This is a genomic window from Streptomyces sp. NPDC015127 (genome assembly GCF_043080095.1).
In the GTDB taxonomy this organism is placed as follows: Bacteria; Actinomycetota; Actinomycetes; order Streptomycetales; family Streptomycetaceae; genus Streptomyces.
The window spans coordinates 174967-190959 of sequence record NZ_JBIBVE010000004.1 but is presented as its reverse complement, the minus strand read 5'-3'; the positions used below and the strand labels follow the sequence as shown (position 1 = coordinate 190959).

At 72.5% G+C, this 15993-nt stretch carries 12 protein-coding genes; 1 reads left to right on the top strand and 11 read right to left on the bottom strand.

The window, feature by feature from the left end:
* Positions 1-3 precede the first annotated feature (3 nt).
* From ACF08N_RS09750 to ACF08N_RS09700, 11 genes are all read right to left on the bottom strand, one after another.
* The gene (locus ACF08N_RS09750) at positions 4-2637 is read right to left on the bottom strand and encodes a tetratricopeptide repeat protein (protein WP_392324063.1); all 2634 of its coding nucleotides are present in this window, start codon (positions 2635-2637) and stop codon (positions 4-6) included.
* Positions 2634-3971 (bottom strand): hypothetical protein, encoded by a 1338-nt coding sequence (locus ACF08N_RS09745; protein WP_392324062.1) that lies wholly within the window; start codon positions 3969-3971, stop codon positions 2634-2636. Before ACF08N_RS09745 ends, ACF08N_RS09750 begins: the two co-directional genes overlap by 4 nt.
* Before the next feature lie 174 nt (positions 3972-4145).
* The gene (locus ACF08N_RS09740; RefSeq protein ID WP_392324061.1) at positions 4146-5243 is read right to left on the bottom strand and encodes a glutamate ABC transporter substrate-binding protein; all 1098 of its coding nucleotides are present in this window, start codon (positions 5241-5243) and stop codon (positions 4146-4148) included.
* Positions 5244-5254: 11 nt separating this feature from the next.
* Positions 5255-6649 (bottom strand): hypothetical protein, encoded by a 1395-nt coding sequence (locus ACF08N_RS09735; protein ID WP_392324060.1) that lies wholly within the window; start codon positions 6647-6649, stop codon positions 5255-5257.
* Between the two features lie 320 nt (positions 6650-6969).
* Complete coding sequence (locus ACF08N_RS09730) at positions 6970-7941, bottom strand: N-acetylglucosamine kinase (protein ID WP_392324059.1); 972 nt, start codon at positions 7939-7941, stop codon at positions 6970-6972.
* Between the two features lie 101 nt (positions 7942-8042).
* Positions 8043-9308: a 6-phospho-beta-glucosidase gene (locus tag ACF08N_RS09725; RefSeq protein WP_392324058.1), complete on the bottom strand. Its 1266-nt coding sequence runs from the start codon at positions 9306-9308 to the stop codon at positions 8043-8045.
* Between the two features lie 3 nt (positions 9309-9311).
* Complete coding sequence (locus ACF08N_RS09720; protein ID WP_392324057.1) at positions 9312-10223, bottom strand: carbohydrate ABC transporter permease; 912 nt, start codon at positions 10221-10223, stop codon at positions 9312-9314.
* Positions 10224-10226: 3 nt separating this feature from the next.
* Positions 10227-11180 (bottom strand): carbohydrate ABC transporter permease, encoded by a 954-nt coding sequence (locus ACF08N_RS09715; RefSeq protein ID WP_392324056.1) that lies wholly within the window; start codon positions 11178-11180, stop codon positions 10227-10229.
* Entirely contained in the window at positions 11180-12517 is a 1338-nt protein-coding gene (locus ACF08N_RS09710) for an ABC transporter substrate-binding protein (protein WP_392324055.1), read from the bottom strand. Before ACF08N_RS09710 ends, ACF08N_RS09715 begins: the two co-directional genes overlap by 1 nt.
* Before the next feature lie 70 nt (positions 12518-12587).
* Entirely contained in the window at positions 12588-13790 is a 1203-nt protein-coding gene (locus ACF08N_RS09705) for an ROK family protein (protein WP_392324054.1), read from the bottom strand.
* 175 nt (positions 13791-13965) lie between these two features.
* Entirely contained in the window at positions 13966-15039 is a 1074-nt protein-coding gene (locus ACF08N_RS09700; RefSeq protein ID WP_392324053.1) for a mechanosensitive ion channel family protein, read from the bottom strand.
* A gap of 293 nt (positions 15040-15332) precedes the next feature.
* On the opposite strand from ACF08N_RS09700, the gene ACF08N_RS09695 reads away from it, so the two are divergent.
* Positions 15333-15869: an HNH endonuclease gene (locus tag ACF08N_RS09695; protein WP_177150873.1), complete on the top strand. Its 537-nt coding sequence runs from the start codon at positions 15333-15335 to the stop codon at positions 15867-15869.
* The last annotated feature ends 124 nt before the right edge of the window (positions 15870-15993 follow it).

Here is a 15993-nt window from a genome sequence, read left to right as displayed (position 1 = left end):
CAATCACACCCACGTCCGGGGGCGGTAGCGGTTCGCCCGCTCCACCAGCTCTATCCGCTCCTCACCGCGCTGGGCGAGCCGGGCCAGGACCCGGTAGGAGCGTTCCAGGCCGAAGCGCAGGCCGCGCTCGTCCAGTTCGCTGCCGAGCAGCACGGTCGGTGTGCTCGTGCTCGGCGCGGGGGGTGCGGTCGGAACGGACGGCAGGGCTCCGGGACTTCCGGAGAGTACCCAGTCGAGCGCCGTCCCGAGCACCTCGGTGGCCAGCTTCTCGCGTCGCACCGGGTCCAGACCGAAGCTCCCCAGGGCGTCCACCTGCGCGGCGGCCGCCGACAGGTCGCCCAGCAGCGGTTCGTGCGCGGCGCGCCGGCGCAGTCTGGCCCGCACGGCGGCCACGCGCGCCGCCGTGTAGTGGATGGACACCTCCGGCACCGATTCCAGCGTCCGTACGGCTCCGGCACGGTCGCCCGCGGCGATCTGCACGCGCGCGAGCCCGAACGCGGCGCTGACGAAGCTCGGGTCGGTCGCCCACACGAGGCGGTAGTACTCCGCGGCGTTGTCGAGCTGGCCGAGGACCTCGGCGCACAGGCCGAGCGCCAGCTTGGGCGCGCTCTCGCCCGGGAACGCGTCGTAGACCGCGTCGAACGACAGCGCGGCCGCCGCGTGGTCGCCCGTGACCAGCGATGTGACGCCCCGGTACCAGACGACGCGCCAGTCGTCAGGCTGCGAGCCCTCCAGCGTGGTGAGCGTCCCGGCCGCCGACGGGAGATCGCCCATCTCCAGCCGGGCGCGCAACTCGCGCAGAAGGGTCTCCGGCGAACTCGTGGCCGCCGCGCGCAGCGCGGCGATCAGCTCGGCCGGGGCCGAGGCCATCAGGCCGGCGAGGAAGCCCGCGTTCGGGTCGTTCGGGTCGACCCGGGGGACCGGCAGGGCCAGCGCCGCTCCCCGGGTGTCGAGCGCGGCCAGGTGCGGGGCGAGCGGGGGAGGCGCGGGCGCACCGTCAGGGGTGCGCTGCGCCGGCACCGGGGAGGGGGCCGTGAGGGACGGTGGCACGGGCGCGCCGGCCGGCGACGCCGTCGGCGGCGCTCCGGGCGGCACCGCGGCGGCCCCCCGCGCGCTCCCGTTCGCCGTGGCCTTCGCGCGGCGGGCGCCCGCGGCGGGACGGGCGCCCAGCACGGACACGTCCTCGTCGAGCTCGGCGAACAACTCCGTGTCCCGAACGCGCAGTTCGGGACCGAACAGCGTCGACAGCGCCGGGCGCGGCCGGCCCGTCTGCACCGCGACGACCTCCCGCAGCACCCCCGTCAGCTGCTCGGCCATCTCCTGCGCCGAGGCGAACCGGCGCCCCGGGTCCGGATCGGTGGCACGCACCAGCAGCCGGTAGAACGACTCGTACGTGCGGAAGACCTGGATGTGCTCCGGATCGGGCAGGGAGTCCACGAACACGTTCGTGTAGCCCTGGAAGTCGAAGGTCAGCACCGCGAGCGTGCGCGCGACCGTGTACAGGTCGGAGGCCACCGAGGGACCGACCTCCGCGACCTCGGGGGCCTGGTAGCCGACGGTCCCGTAGATGGCGGACTCGTCGTCGTCCATCCTGCGGACCGCGCCCATGTCGATCAGCTTGAGCTGATCCTGCTGCTGGATGGCGTTGTCGACCTTGAAGTCGCAGTAGAGCAGGTTCCTGCTGTGCAAATGGCCGAGCGCCTCCAGCGCCTCGATGCCGTACGCGCACGCCTGCTCGACCGGCAGCGGATCGCGCCGGCCGTCCGGCCCGCGGCGCTCGTTGGCGATCTCCTTCAGCGACTTGCCGCCCACGTACTCCATGACGATGTACCCGTCCAGGGAGCCGGTGCGCTGGTCGAGGTGCTCGACGAAGTTGTAGATGCGGACGATGTTGGAGTGCTCGATCTCGGCGAGGAAGCGGCGCTCCGAGATCGCCGCCGCCATCGCGTCCTGGTCGCCCGTGTCCAACAGGCCCTTGAGCACCACCCAGCGGTCGGACACCGCGCGGTCCACGGCCAGGTACACCCAGCCCAGACCGCCGTGCGCCAGGCAGCCCACGACCTCGTACTGGCCGTGCACGATGTCGCCGCCCTTGAGCTTGGGCACGAAGGAGTACGGATGGCCGCACTTGGTGCAGAAGCCCTCCGTGCGCCCGGCGCGGTCACCGCGCGCGCGGCCCACCGGCGCGCCGCAGTCCGAACGCGAGCAGAACCGCTTCCGCTCGGGCACCTCCGGACGCTCCATCACCGCCGTACGCGGGTCGGGCCGCGGCACCTCCGGGACGGCGACCAGGCCCGCGCCCAGCCTGCCGCGCCCCGACGCGGCCGAGGACGAGCCCGAGCTGCGCACCGAGACCGAACGCGACGACGTGCTGCTCCCGGTCAGCGACCGCGACAGCCTGCCCGACACCGAACGGCGCGAGGACGACGAACGCGACGACGCCCGCGAGGAACGCGAACCGCTGCGCGCCGACGACGAGTCCCGGCCGCCGCCGGCGATGCCGGTGGGCTGTGAGCCGACCATGCCCGTGGGCGAGACGACGGGCGCGAGACCGCAGGTGTCGCAGTACATCTCACCGCCGCCCATGTCCTCGTACGAGCCCTCGCAGCCCGGCCGCTGGCAGTTCCTGTCGCTCATGCATCCCCCCTGCGGTCCTCGGGCTCCGCTCCGCCCTGTCTCGGCACCAGCACCTCGGCGGCCGCCTGCTGGTAGCGCAGCACCGCCTGCTCGGCGGCCCGCAGATCGCACGGCGCGCTCCACAGCATCCGCCGGGCCGCGTCGTACCGCTCGATCAGCAGCGGGTCCTCGGCCATGCCGTGCCGGGCGACCTTGGCCTTGTAGGCGTCGAGCCGGCCGCGCAGCTCGGCGCGCACGGCCAGCGGCGCGGTCACTGCCGTCAACGACTCCCTGGCGCGGTGCAGTTCGTCCTCGGCCTCGCGCTCCAGCGACTCCAGCAGTGGCGACAGCCGGTGCCACTGGGAGTGGCGCCGGTACTCCGCGGCCGTGGCCAGCCGCTCCTGGAGCGCCGTGGGCGGCCCGCTGACCGCGGGCACCTCGGACGCGGCGATCTTCGCCAGCACCTCGCCCCGTGCCGAACGGGCCTCCGTCAGGGTCCGGTCGGCCCGCGAGAGCACGTCGCGCAGCCTCATCAGCCGCTCCTCCGAGTCCTGCCGGACCTGGAGCACGGCCTCGATGTCCCGGCGCACCTCCTCCAGGGCGCGTGCCGCGCGGTCGTAGCGGTCGGTGTCCGGGCGGCCGCCGCCCGGCGCCGAACTGCCGGGCGCGGGGCGCCAGAAGGCGAGCGGATCGGACACGACCTGGGCCCGCAGCGCGGACAGCTCGTGGGTGATGTCCTCCAGATCGTCACCGGAGGGGTGCTCCCCGGGCCGTACGCCCACGGAGTGGGCGAGCGAACGGGTGCGCTGGAGCTCGGCGGAGAGCAGGTCTATCCGCGCGGGCAGTGCCGACCACACGGCGTCCGCCGCGACGACCATGTCGAGTGCGGACGCGTACAGCTCGTTCATCCGGGCGACCAGCTCCTCGAGCGTGAACTGCTCGGAGAGCCTCGCGGGGCCGGTGAGCGACGGCGCCGACGGCACGGCATGGCCGGCGACGGTCACACTGCGTCCGCGCAGCCGCTCGGTGAGCTCGGCCAGGTCTTCGCGGCTGGACCAGCGGCGACGGGCGCGCAGTTCACGGATGTCCGTCAGCGCGGCGGTGTACGCGTCGAAGCAGTTCCACAGCAGCGTGATCGACTGATCGGCGGCGGCCCAGCGCTCCTTGGTGACGCCGGTCAGCTCGGCCCCTTCGAGGAGCCGTCGCCCGGCGTGGTCCTGCAGGGCGAGGAGCGAGGTCTCGACCGCCTCGTGCTCCGCGCCGAGGCGTGCCAGCGCACGGTCCACCTCGTCCCGGTCCATCACCGGCCCGTGCGGCGTCCCCGCCGAGCCGGGGAAGGGTCCCGCGACGCCCATCGATCACCTCTCCGTTCGTGTCCGGGCCGGCCGGGACGTGTCCCGGACCCTGCCCGTCCTGCTGCTCGTGCTGTCCTGCCCCGGCCCCGCCACTGCCCGGCCCTGCCACTGGCCGGCCCGCCACCGCCCGGCGGGAGGCCGACCGGGCCGGCCGGCCGGCGCCCGCCAAACGGGCTACTCTGCCCGGTACTTCGGCTCCGGCGGCGCGGTGATCCCGGGCAGATCGTCGGCCAGCCACTTCGTGTACGCCTGCATCCAGGGTCCCTTGCGGTAGTCGACGAGCACCTGGTTCACCCGGCGCACGAGGTCGTCCTTGCCCAATTTGGTGGCCACGCCGTAGTACTCGGTGGTGAACGGCTTGTCGCCCTTCAGCTCGACGGCCGGGTCCTGGGCCGCCTGGCCCGCCGCGAGGGCGTTGTCCGTGACGATCGCGTCGACCAGGCCCAGCTGGAGCCTGACCAGGCAGTCCAGCTGGTTCGGCACGGTGTACAGGTCCTCGTCGCCTGGCTGCCCGTCGTGCTCGTCCTTGAACGTGGCGCCGAAGCTGTTCTTCTCCAGCGCCTCGTACGCCGTCGAGCCCTCCGCCGAGCACACCCGCTTGCCCGCCAGCGACGTGTCGTACCCGGTGATCGGCGAACTCTTCGGCGCGAGGACCTGCTGGCCCGCCTGGAAGTACGCCGTGGAGAACGCGACCTGCCGGATCCGGCTGCAGTTGATCGTCATGGTGCGCACGACGATGTCCACCGCGCCGCTGTCGAGCGCGGCGATGCGCTGGTTGGTCGGTATCGCACGGAAGATGACGGCGTCCCTGCTGCCGACGATGTCCTCGGCGATGGCGCGGGCGAGGTCGATGTCGAAACCCTCCAGGACGCCGCCGGCCGGCCTGCCGGAGCCCGTGGAGCCGCCCGCCGGGGCGTCCGCGTCCTTCTGCTCGCCGCCCGGGTTGCGGTAGCCCCAGCGGTAGCTGTTCTGGTCGACACCGACGATCAGCTTGCCCCGGCTCCTGATCGCGTCGATGTTCGGGCCGCCGGCCGTGGACGGACGCAGCGACGCCTCCGGGTCCGCGCAGTCGTCCGCCTTGCCGGGAACCGCCACCTCCTGTCCGGCGGGGTGCGGGCTGAGGGCATCCGCGCCGCCATGGGCCAGCGGCAGCAGTGTGACGGCCGCGGTCAGCGCGCACGCGGCGGCCATCCCCGCGACACCGCCCCAGCCGCGCAGGCCGCCCCGGCGCCGCGAGCGCAGCGGACGCGAACCCGCCCTGGTGTCCGTCATCCCTCCTCCTCTCACCGGTACTCCGAAAGCCTGCGATTGATGCCGAGGATCGCGGCCACGGCCCCGAGCAGAGCCAGCAGCGCGGCCCCGGCCGGCAGCCCGGAGAGCGCCCCGCGCCCGTCCTTCGCGGCCTCGGTGAACTCCTGCTGCTCGTGCGCGAGCGCCTTCTCCAGCGCCTTGTCCACCCGGTCGAAGGACTCGTCCGTGGAGCCCTCGCCGCCGATGACCTTGCGCAGCGCGCCCTCGTAGTCGCCCGACCTGTCGGTGGCGGCCACGTCCTTGTGGCGGGTCTGCCACTCGGACACGCTCCGCACGGCGTCCTCGACCGGCCCGCGCCCCGCGCCGTCGTCGGCCAGCCGCAGCGCCCGCTCCAACTGCTCGCCGAGCCGTGCCATGCCGCCCGCGTACTCCGTCTCGTACTTGTCGCTCTTGCCGTCGTCGGTGAGCACCGCGCCGCGGGCGACCAGCGTCAGGTTCTCGTTGGCCCGGGCCTTCAGGGAGTTGATACGGGCGTCGCCGAGGACCTTGAGGGACTGCTGTCCGTGCGTCTTGGCGTCGTTCAGCTGGGCGCGGGTCACCGTGTGTCCGACCGCGAGCCACAGCAGCATCACCGTGGCGGCGGCGGTGGCCGCGAGGAGCCCGTGGTTGAAGACCCGGTTGGTGCGGCGGTAGTTGCGCCGCTGTGCCCACACCAGCACGGCGAGAGCGGCGATCCCGGCCGCGAGGGAGAGCACCGGCCAGAAGCGGGCGTCCTCGTCGTCCTGCTCCAGACGTGCCGTCTCCGCGTCGTACAGCCGCTGGGCGGCGGGCAGGAGCTGCTTGGTCATCAGCTCGTTCGCGAACCGCAGATACGCGCCGCCGAGCGGCCTGCCGAGCCGGTTGTTGGCGCGGGCGGTCTCTATCAGGCCCGTGTACCGCGGGAGCTGCTCGTTGAGCTCGGCGATCTGGCGGCCCGACTCGCTCGAACTGCTGGTGTTCGTCGCCGCCTTGACGAGCAGGCGCGACGCGAGCGCGATGTCCTTCTCGTATCTCTCGTGGACGTCGCGGGGCTCCTCGGCGCCCGCGAGGAATCCGCTCGACGCCGCCGTGTCCGCGTCGGCCAGCGAGCGGTAGATCGAGGCGGCGTCCGCGCTGAGCGGCTGGCTCCTGCTCACCACGTCGTCGGCGGCAGCGGCCCGGTCGGCGACCTCGAATGCCGTCACGGCGCCGAACAGCACCACCAGCCCCGCGAGAACGGCCCCGATGATCTGCAGCCGTCCCGGCTCGGTCGTCGCCGCGGCACGCAGCCGACGCTTTCCTTCGGCCCAGGCGCCGCCGCCGTACGCCGGCGGTCCGGTCGGCGGCCGTGCGGGCGCGGGCGCAGCGGCCGGCTGGGGCGCGGTGCGCACATTCGGCGGGTGTGTCACGTGACCTCCCCCTCGGTCGCCGACGGCCCGCCCCCCGGCGGGTCCTGGGACAACTCCCGGCCAGCAGTATGGCCGCAGGGGACTGCTTCACACCACAATTGACTGGATCTTGTTCGACTCTTCGCGTCCCGGGCCCCCGTCGGCGTCGTGCCAGGCCCGTCCCCCACCCCTGTCCCCCCAGTGAATACGCTTCCCGGCCCCGGCCGGTTCCCCCCGAACGGGTGAACGCGAGACCGCCGTAGCCGTTCCGTGGCCGAAGACGCCCCGCGCCGCCCGCCCCCGGGCCGGGAACGGACGGCGCACGATGACGACGGAGGGCCTCAACCCCCGTAGTGCGCCCGCAGCGTCCGCCGTGCCTCGGCCGGTGCCGCGATGTGGTCGAGCCCGAGCAGCGCCGCTCCCAGCACCGGCGCCGCCGTCACCACGCGCACCACGGCCTTGGGTGCGTTGACGGCCAGCAGTTCGGCGATGTCCGCGTCGAGTTGGGGGTGCCGGGCCGCCAGCACGCTGCCGCCCAGCACCAGTGGTGCCTCCTCGTCGAGGAGGTCCAGCCGCTCCAGCGCCACCGTCGCCATGGCGACCACCTCCCCCGCGAGCCGGCGCACCAGAGAGCGCGCCACCGGGTCGCCGTCCGCGCCGGCGGCGAACAGCACCGGCGTCAGCTCGTGCTTGCGCACGGCCGCGATGCGGCCCAGGTGCAGCGCCTCGATCAGCGCGTACATCGAGTCGAGGCCGAAGTGCGCGGGAAGCGCCCGGGCCAGTGCCGTCGGCTCGCCCCGCCCGTCCTCGGCGCGCGCCGCGAACCACAGCGCCTCGTCGGCGAGTCCCGCGCCGCCGCCCCAGTCGCCGGAGATCTTCCCGATGGCCGGGAAGCGCGCGGTGCGGCCGTCCGGCAGCATCCCCACGCAGTTGATGCCCGCGCCGCACACCACCGCGACGCCCCGCGGCTCGTCGACCCCGGCGCGCAGGACGGCGAAGGTGTCGTTGAGCACCTGGGTCGTGCGTCCCCACCCGCGCGCGTGCAGGGCAGCGGTCAACTCCGCCTCCTCCACCGGCAGATCGGCGTTGGCGAGGCAGGCCGAGACGTGCTCGGCGACATCGACCGGCGTGCCGGCCGCCCGCGCGGCGGCGAGCGCCTCGCCGACCGTCGACGCGAGCGCGTCGACCGCCGCGGCGACGCCGACCCTCGGCGGCTGGAACCCGGCCCCCCTGGCCGATGCCAGGACGGTTCCGTCGGAGCCGACGCAGGCCACGTCGGTCTTGCTGTTGCCCGCGTCGATGGCGAGGACCACGCGGCGGGGCCCACGAGGGCTCCCCCCGTCCGGGCCCTCCGCAGCGTCGGTGGACGCGGCCCCCGGCGGGCCGGCGGGACCGGGGCCGCCGGGAAGGTCTCTCACGCCCACGCCAGGTGCTCCCGGTTGTGCGCGATCAGCTGGTCGGTGAGCTTCTCCGCGTACGCGTACTGGCCGATCAGCGGGTGGGCGAGCAGGGCCTTGAAGACCCGGTCGCGGCCGCCGCGCAGCGCGGCCTCCAGCGCCAGGTCCTCGTACGCGGTCACATCGGCGATCAGCCCCGCGTACAGCGGGTCCAGTTCCGGTACGGCCAGCGGTGCGGCGCCGTCGGTGCCGACGCGGGCCTGCACCTCGACGACCGCGTCGTCCGGCAGGAACGGCAGCGTGCCCTTGTTCCAGGTGTTCACGACCTGCACCGGGCTGCCCCCGCCGCCCAGCAGCGACGCGGCGAGGTCGACGGCGGCCTCGGAGTAGAACGCGCCGCCCCGCTTGGCGAGCAGGTCCGGCTTCTCGTCGAGTGCCGGGTCGCCGTACATCTCCAGCAGCCGGCGCTCCATCTCCGCGACCTCCGCGGCCCGCGACGGCTTGGTCCGCAGCTCCCGCACCACCTCGTCGTGCGCGTAGAAGTAGCGCAGGTAGTACGAGGGGACGACGCCGAGCCGGTCCAGCAGGGGGCGCGGCAGCCGCAGGTCGTCGGCGATGGCGTCGCCGTGCTCGGCGAGCAGCTTGGGCAGCATGTCGGTGCCGTCCGGACCGCCGAGGCGCACACCGGTCTCCCAGGTGAGGTGGTTGAGCCCCACATGGTCGAGGTGCACGTCGGCCGGGGCCACGTCGAGGAGCCGCGCGAACTTGCGCTGGAGGCCGATGGCGACGTTGCACAGGCCCACGGCCCGGTGACCGGCCTGGAGCAGCGCCCGCGTCACGATGCCGACCGGGTTGGTGAAGTCGATGATCCAGGCGCCGGGGCTGGCGCGCCGGACGCGTTCGGCGATGTCGAGCACCACCGGAACGGTGCGCAGCGCCTTGGCGAGGCCGCCCGCGCCCGTGGTCTCCTGCCCGACGCAGCCGCACTCCAGGGGCCAGGTCTCGTCCTGTTCGCGGGCGGCCTGCCCGCCGACGCGCAGCTGGAGCAGGACCGCGTCGGCGCCGGCGACGCCCGCGTCCAGGTCGGAGGTGGTGACGATCCGGCCGTCGTGGCCCTGCTTGGCGAAGATCCGGCGGGCCAGGCCGCCGACGAGCTCCAGCCGGTCCGCGGCCGGGTCGATCAGCACCAGTTCGGAGATCGGCAGGGTGTCGCGCATCCGCGCGAACCCGTCGATCAGCTCGGGGGTGTAGGTGGAACCGCCCCCCACAACAGCGAGTTTCATGGGTTAGCCCTTCACTCCGGTCAGGGTGACGCCCTCGATGAAGGCCTTTTGTGCGAAGAAGAAGACCACGATCACCGGCGCCATGATCAGCACCGTGGCCGCCATGGTCAGGTTCCAGTCCGTCTGGTGGGCGCCCTTGAAGGACTCCAGGCCGTAGCTCAGGGTCCAGGCGGCCGGGTTCTCGGAGGCGTAGATCTGCGGTCCGAAGTAGTCGTTCCAGCAGTAGAGGAAGTGGAACAGCGCGGCCGCGGCGATCGCGGGCCTGGCCATGGGCAGCACCACGCGGACCATCGCGCGGAACTCGCCGCAGCCGTCGATCCTGGCCGCCTCGGTGTACTCGCGGGGGATCGTCAGCAGGAACTGCCTCAGCAGGAAGATCGTGAACGCGTTGCCGAAGGCGAACGGGACGATCAGCGGCCACAGCGTGCCCGCGAGGTCCAGCTGCTTCGCCCAGAACAGGTACATCGGCACGATGATCACCTGCGGCGGCAGCATCATCGCCGTGATCACCAGCATCATCATCACGTTGCGCCCGCGGAAGCGGAACTTGGCGAGCGCGTACGCCACGGGGAGGCTGCTCGCCACGGCCAGCACCGTGCCGAGCCCCGCGTACATCAGGGTGTTGCGCCACCAGGTCAAGAACCCCGGGGTGTTCCACACGGTGGCGAAGTTGCCCCACTCCCAGTCGCGCGGCCACAGGTCGCGGGTCAGTGCCTGGTCGTCGCTCATCACCGCGGTCAGGAACACGAAGAAGAACGGCAGCACGAAGAACAGCGCGGCGGCGATGCCGAGCGCGTGGACCGCGACCCATTCCAGAGCCGCCCGGCGGCGCGCCGCGCGCCGGGCCGCGGTGCCGGCCGGGGTCACGGCCGCCGGCGGGGCCACGGCCCGCACGGGAGTTGTCGTCTGGGTCATCGCTCAGTCCTCCGGCGACATGAAGCCGCTGCGCCGGCGCATCAGGAACGCCGTGAACACCATGGCCAGTGCGAACAGCACCAGCGCGACCACGCACGCCGCTCCGGTGTCGAAACGCTGGAAGCCCAGGTTGTAGACGACCTGCGGGACGGTGAGCGTGGACTTGTCGGGATAGCCGGGCTCGAAGTGCTGCCCCGAGCCGCCGATCACCCCGCTGGCGACCTTCGCGGCCACCAGGGGCTCGGTGTAGTACTGCATCGTCGCGATCACTCCGGTGATCACCGCGAAGAGCACGATCGGCGAGATGTTGGGCAGGGTCACGAACCGGAAGCGCTGCCAGGCGCTCGCGCCGTCGAGCTCGGCCGCCTCGTACTGCTCCTTGGGCACGTCCAGCAGCGACGCCATGAAGATGACCATCAGGTCACCGATGCCCCACAGCGCGAGCAGCGTGAGCGAGGGCTTCGACCAGGCGGGGCTGTTGAACCACTCCGGCTGCCCGAGCCCGAGCGCGCCGAGGACGGTGTTGGCCGGTCCCGTGCCGGGGTTGAGCAGGAAGACGAACGACATCGTCGCCGCGACCGGAGGGGCCAGATACGGCAGGTAGAACAGCGTGCGGAAGACGCCGGCGCCCGTCCTGATCCGGGTGATCAGCAGGCCGATGCCGAGCCCGAAGGCGACGCGCAGCGTCACCATCACCAGGACCAGCCACAGGGTGTTGGCCAGGGCGGGCCAGAAGAAGGGGTTGTCCCGGAAGACATACACCCAGTTCTTCGGGCCGACGAAGGAGGGCGGGGAGAACCCGTCGTACTCCATGAAGGAGAAGTAGACGGTCGCCACCAGCGGGTAGGCGAAGAACACGCCGAACCCGACGAGCCAGGGGGACAGGAAGCCGAGGGTGCGCAGCGCGGAGCGGCGCCGCTTGGACCTCAGTCCCGGTGCGAGGTGGGCCGTCGTCATCAGCGGGCCTGCTCGTTGTCCTTGTCGACCTGGATGTCGTTCTTCCTCAGCAGGGTGTCCAGGTTCTTCTCCGCACCCTTCTCGTACCGCAGGGCATGGTCCTGGAGGGTGAGCAGGAAGGCGCCGCCGTTGACGGACGAGGGCGCGTGCGAGCTCTTGGGGTGCTGCGCGATGTCGACGAACGTGCGGTACAGCGGGTCCTTGCTCAGCTTCGGCGACTTCAGGGCGGCGACGGTGGAGGGCACGTTGTGGATGGCGTTGGCGAAGGAGACGACCGCGTCCGTGTCGGTGGACAGGTACTTCACGAGCTCCCACGCGGCGTTCTTCTTCGGGCTGTTGCTCGCGATGCCGAGGATCGTGCCGGACAGGTAGCCCTTGCCGTAGTCGGCCACCTGGTCGTCCGGGACGGGGAAGGGCGCCGCGCCGATCTCGAACGGCAGCTTGGCGTCGGAGGCCATCTTGCCGCGCCACTCGCCGTCGAGCTGCATGGCGACCTGGCCGGTGTGGAAGGGGTGCTTGGGGCCCCACTCGTCCCCGAGCGACGTGCGGAACCGGTTGAGTTTCGCGAAGCCCCCGAGGTCGTCCACGAGCTTCTTCTGCCAGGCGAACATCGCCCTCACGGCCGGGTCCTTCGCCGTGTTCGACTTCCCGTCCTCGTCGAGGTACCGGATGCCGAACTGGCCGCCGTAGTGCTCGACGGTGGTCTCGTAGCCGAGGTACAGGGGCATGAAGCCGAGGCGTTCGAAGCCGTCGCCCTTGGGCTCGGTGAGCTTCTTGACCGCCGTGTCGAACTCGGACAGCGTCCTGGGCGGGGCCTTGATGCCGGCCTCCTCGAAGGCCGTCTTGTTGTAGTACAGGCCGTACGCGTCACCCAGCAGCGGCACGGTGCAGCGGGTGCCTTCGTGCTCGGTGTACTTGACCATCTGCGGCAGGAAGGTCTTCCGCGGGTCGATCCCCGACTTGTCGAGGAACGGCTTCAGGTCGGTGAGCGCCTTGGAGGAGCAGAACCGCCCGACGTTGTCGGTGGTGAAGGACGAGACGACGTCCGGGGCGCTGGAACCGCCCGCGCGCAGGCCCTGGTTGAGCTTGTCGTCGGTGATGCCCTTGACGACCTTGACCGTGATGCCCGGGTGCTTGTCCTCGAAGGCTCTGATGTTGGCCTCGATCGCCGCGACCTCGCTCGGCGCGGACCAGCCGTGCCAGAAGGTCAGCGTGGTCTTCGCGTTCGGGTCGTCGGCGGCGCCGTTGCCGGCCGAGCCGGTACAGGCCGTGGCGAGGAGCGATATCGCGGCCGTCGCCGCGAGCGCGGCGGTCGTGGTCCGGCGGTTTCTGGGCATGGCGGTGTCTCCCTGTGACGTGGACGGAGTCGGGGGAAGGGGAGAAGGGGAGGAGCGGCAGAACAGGAGTTCAGCGGGAGGTGTCGAAGACCTCGTCGCGGGTCGTGGCCAGGGCGCTCTCCAGCGCGCCCCGCAGCACCGGGCTGCGGCGCACCGAGCCGAGCACCAGCCGGGGCCGGGAGGCCGCCAGTTCGGTGAGCTCGGCCTGGACGCGCTCGCGCAGCGGCTCGCCACCCGCGGCGATCACCTCGCCGGACAGGACGACGAGTTCCGGGTCGAGCACGGCGACCATGGAGGCCAGACCGGTCGCGAGCCCGGTCGCGTAGGCGTCCAGCAGCTGCCGGTACGGCCCCGAGTCCGCTTCCGCGGCCCGGGCGACCAGCGCGGTGGCGACCTCCGCGTGCGGGCCGCTGCCGACGCCCTCGATGCCGAGTTCCCGGGCGAGCCGGGGCAGCGCCTGGGCGCCGGCCAGCTCCTGGAAGCCGCCGCTGTTCGCCTTGGTCACCTGGCGGACCAGCGGGGTCCCGGGCACGGGCAGGAATCCGACCTCGCCCGCGCCCCCGGTGAAGCCGCGGTGCAGCCGGCCGCCGATGACGAGCGCGGCGCCCAGGCCCTCCTCGTTCCACAGCAGCACGAAGTTCTCGTGGCCGTGGGCGGCACCTGCGCGCTGTTCGGCGACGGCGACGAGGTTGACGTCGTTCTCGTACTCGACGGGCATCGGCAGTGCCGCGGCGAGTTCGTCCAGCAGGGTGGGGGAGTGCCAGCCGGGCAGGTGGGAGGCGTAGCGCAGGCGGCCCGTCGAGGGGTCGAAGGCGCCGGGCGTGCCGACGACCATGCGGTGGACGTCGGCGCGGGTGACCCCAGCGGCCTTGACGGCACCGTCGAGCGCGTCGGTGACCTGCCGTACGACGCTCTCCGCGCGGCGCCCGGGGGTGGGGAGCTCGAACTCGCCGACGGTGGCGCCGGTGATGTCGGCGACCGCGGCGCGGATGCGCTGCGGGGTGACGTCGAGCCCGGCGGCGTAGGCGGCGCGGGCATTGACCGCGTACAGCTGGGCGCTCGGGCCCGGCCGCCCCTCGGTGGTGCCGGTGGCGACGACGAGGCCCGCGGCCTCCAGCCGGGCCAGCAGCTGGGAGGCGGTGGGCTTGGACAGGCCGGTCAGCTTGCCGATCCGGGTACGGGAGAGGGGGCCGTGCTCCAGCAGCAGATCGAGTGCGGCACGGTCGTTCATGGCGCGCAGCACGCGCGGGGTTCCGGGGGTGGTTCCGGCCACGACGGTTGCACCTGCCTTTCGACCTGGACTGTTAGGAAACTTTCCTATCCTGTAGGAGGAAAAGTAGGCCGCACGTCAGCGCGTCGTCAATGGCAAACGCCCCCTGGGCAACCAAAGCGTTACCGAGGGGGCGCTGTGCGCGGGGGCGGGCCGGGGCAGAGGCCCGGCCGGGCCGCTACTTCGACAGGTTGGTGGCCGGCGGCGGGATCGGGGACGCGGCCACCGACTGGGGCGATGTCGCCGACGCGTAGGCGGACGGCGCCGCCATACCGGCGGCCGGGTCGACCGCCGACTCCTCCGCCTGCTGCGGCAGACCGCCGACGATCCGGATGCCCGCGGCGTCGAAGGCCCGCTTGATCCGCCAGCGCAGCTCGCGCTCCACGCCGAGCGCCTTGCCCGGCATGGTCTTCGCCGAGACGCGGAAGGTCATCGAGTCCAGCAGCACCTCGGTCAGACCCAGCACCTCGACCGGGCCCCACAGCTGCTCGTTCCACGGCTCGGCCTTGGCCAGGTCGTCCGCCACCTCGCCGATCACGGCCTTGACGCGGTCCAGGTCCTCGGACGAGCGGACGGTGACGTCGACGGTGGCGGTCGCCCAGCCCTGGCTGAGGTTGCCGATCCGCTTGATCTCGCCGTTGCGGACGTACCAGATCTCGCCGTTGTCGCCGCGCAGCTTCGTGACCCGCAGGCCCACCTCGATCACCTCGCCGGAGGCGACGCCGGCGTCGACCGAGTCACCGACGCCGTACTGGTCCTCCATGATCATGAAGACGCCCGAGAGGAAGTCGGTGACGAGGTTGCGCGCGCCGAAACCGATCGCCACGCCGGCGACACCGGCGGAGGCGAGCAGCGGCGCGAGGTCGATCTTGAACGCCCCGAGGATCATCAGACCCGCGGTGCCGAGGATGACGAACGACGCGATCGAGCGGAGCACCGAGCCGATGGCCTCCGAGCGCTGCCGGCGCCGCTCCGCGTTGACCAGCAGACCGCCGAGCGCCGTCCCCTCCACCGCCTGCGCGGAGCGGTTCATCCGCTCTATCAGCTTGGTCAGGGCCCGGCGCACGAGCATGCGCAGCACCAGGGCCACGATCAGGATCAGGGCGATGCGCAGGCCGGTGTTCAGCCAGGTCGACCAGTTGTCCTCGACCCAGCCGGCTGCGTCGCCGGCCTGCTTTGCGGCCTCGTCGAGCGTGACGGGTGCGGGCGGCGGATCGGTGTCCGCGCGGGCGGCGGACCAGAACGCGGTCACGGGGCAGAACCTCCAGGCGTGCGGTGAGACCAGGGGCTGTCCGGCGGAGATCCGCCGCGCAGCCCCCAACCACCCTAACGGGGCACGGACGCCGCAACCGTGCGCTCGGCGATGGGAGAGACAAGGCTCACCCGGGGGAAGAAAACGGGAGGAACGTCCCGAGGCCTGTGGCGGAAAACACCTCCAGCCCGTTACGCGCACGTGGTGGCGCCGGGACCGGCCATGAGGACAAACTGAAGGCAGATCGTCCCGGCGCGAGCCACGCGCCGCCGGCGTACAAGGAGGCATCCACCGTGCCGCACGTCCTGGTCCTCAACGCGTCGTACGAGCCCCTCGGCGTCGTACCGCTCCGCCGCGCGCTCGTCCTCGTCCTGGAGAACAAGGCAACCTGCCTCGAGGAATCCGGCGCCTTCATGCACAGCGCGACCCGTGTCGTCGCCGCCCCCAGCGTGGTGCGGCTCAAACGGTTCGTGCGGGTCCCTTACCGGGGGCCCGTTCCTCTCACCCGCAAAGCGCTCTTCGCCCGCGACGGCGGGCGCTGTATGTACTGCGGTGGCGTCGCAACCAGCGTCGACCATGTCGTTCCGCGCAGTCGCGGGGGACAGCACGCCTGGGACAACGTGGTGGCGGCCTGCCGCCGCTGCAACCATGTCAAGGCCGACCGGCACCTGCGCGAACTGGGATGGCGCCTGCGCCACCAGCCCGCGCCGCCGAGCGGGCTGGCCTGGCGCATCATCGGGACCGGACATAGGGACCCGCGCTGGCTGCCCTACCTGCAGCCGTACGGCGCGGACGACGCGATGGCCCGGATCGACGGCATCTCAGCCTGACGATCGCAGGCCATTTTTTGTACCCGCCCTCCCCGCGCGATCGGGGAGGGCGCTGCATGCTCCGGCGCTGCATGCTCCCGCAGCGCGTGCTCCGGCGCCGTGCGCTCGCGCGCCGTGCGGCGAC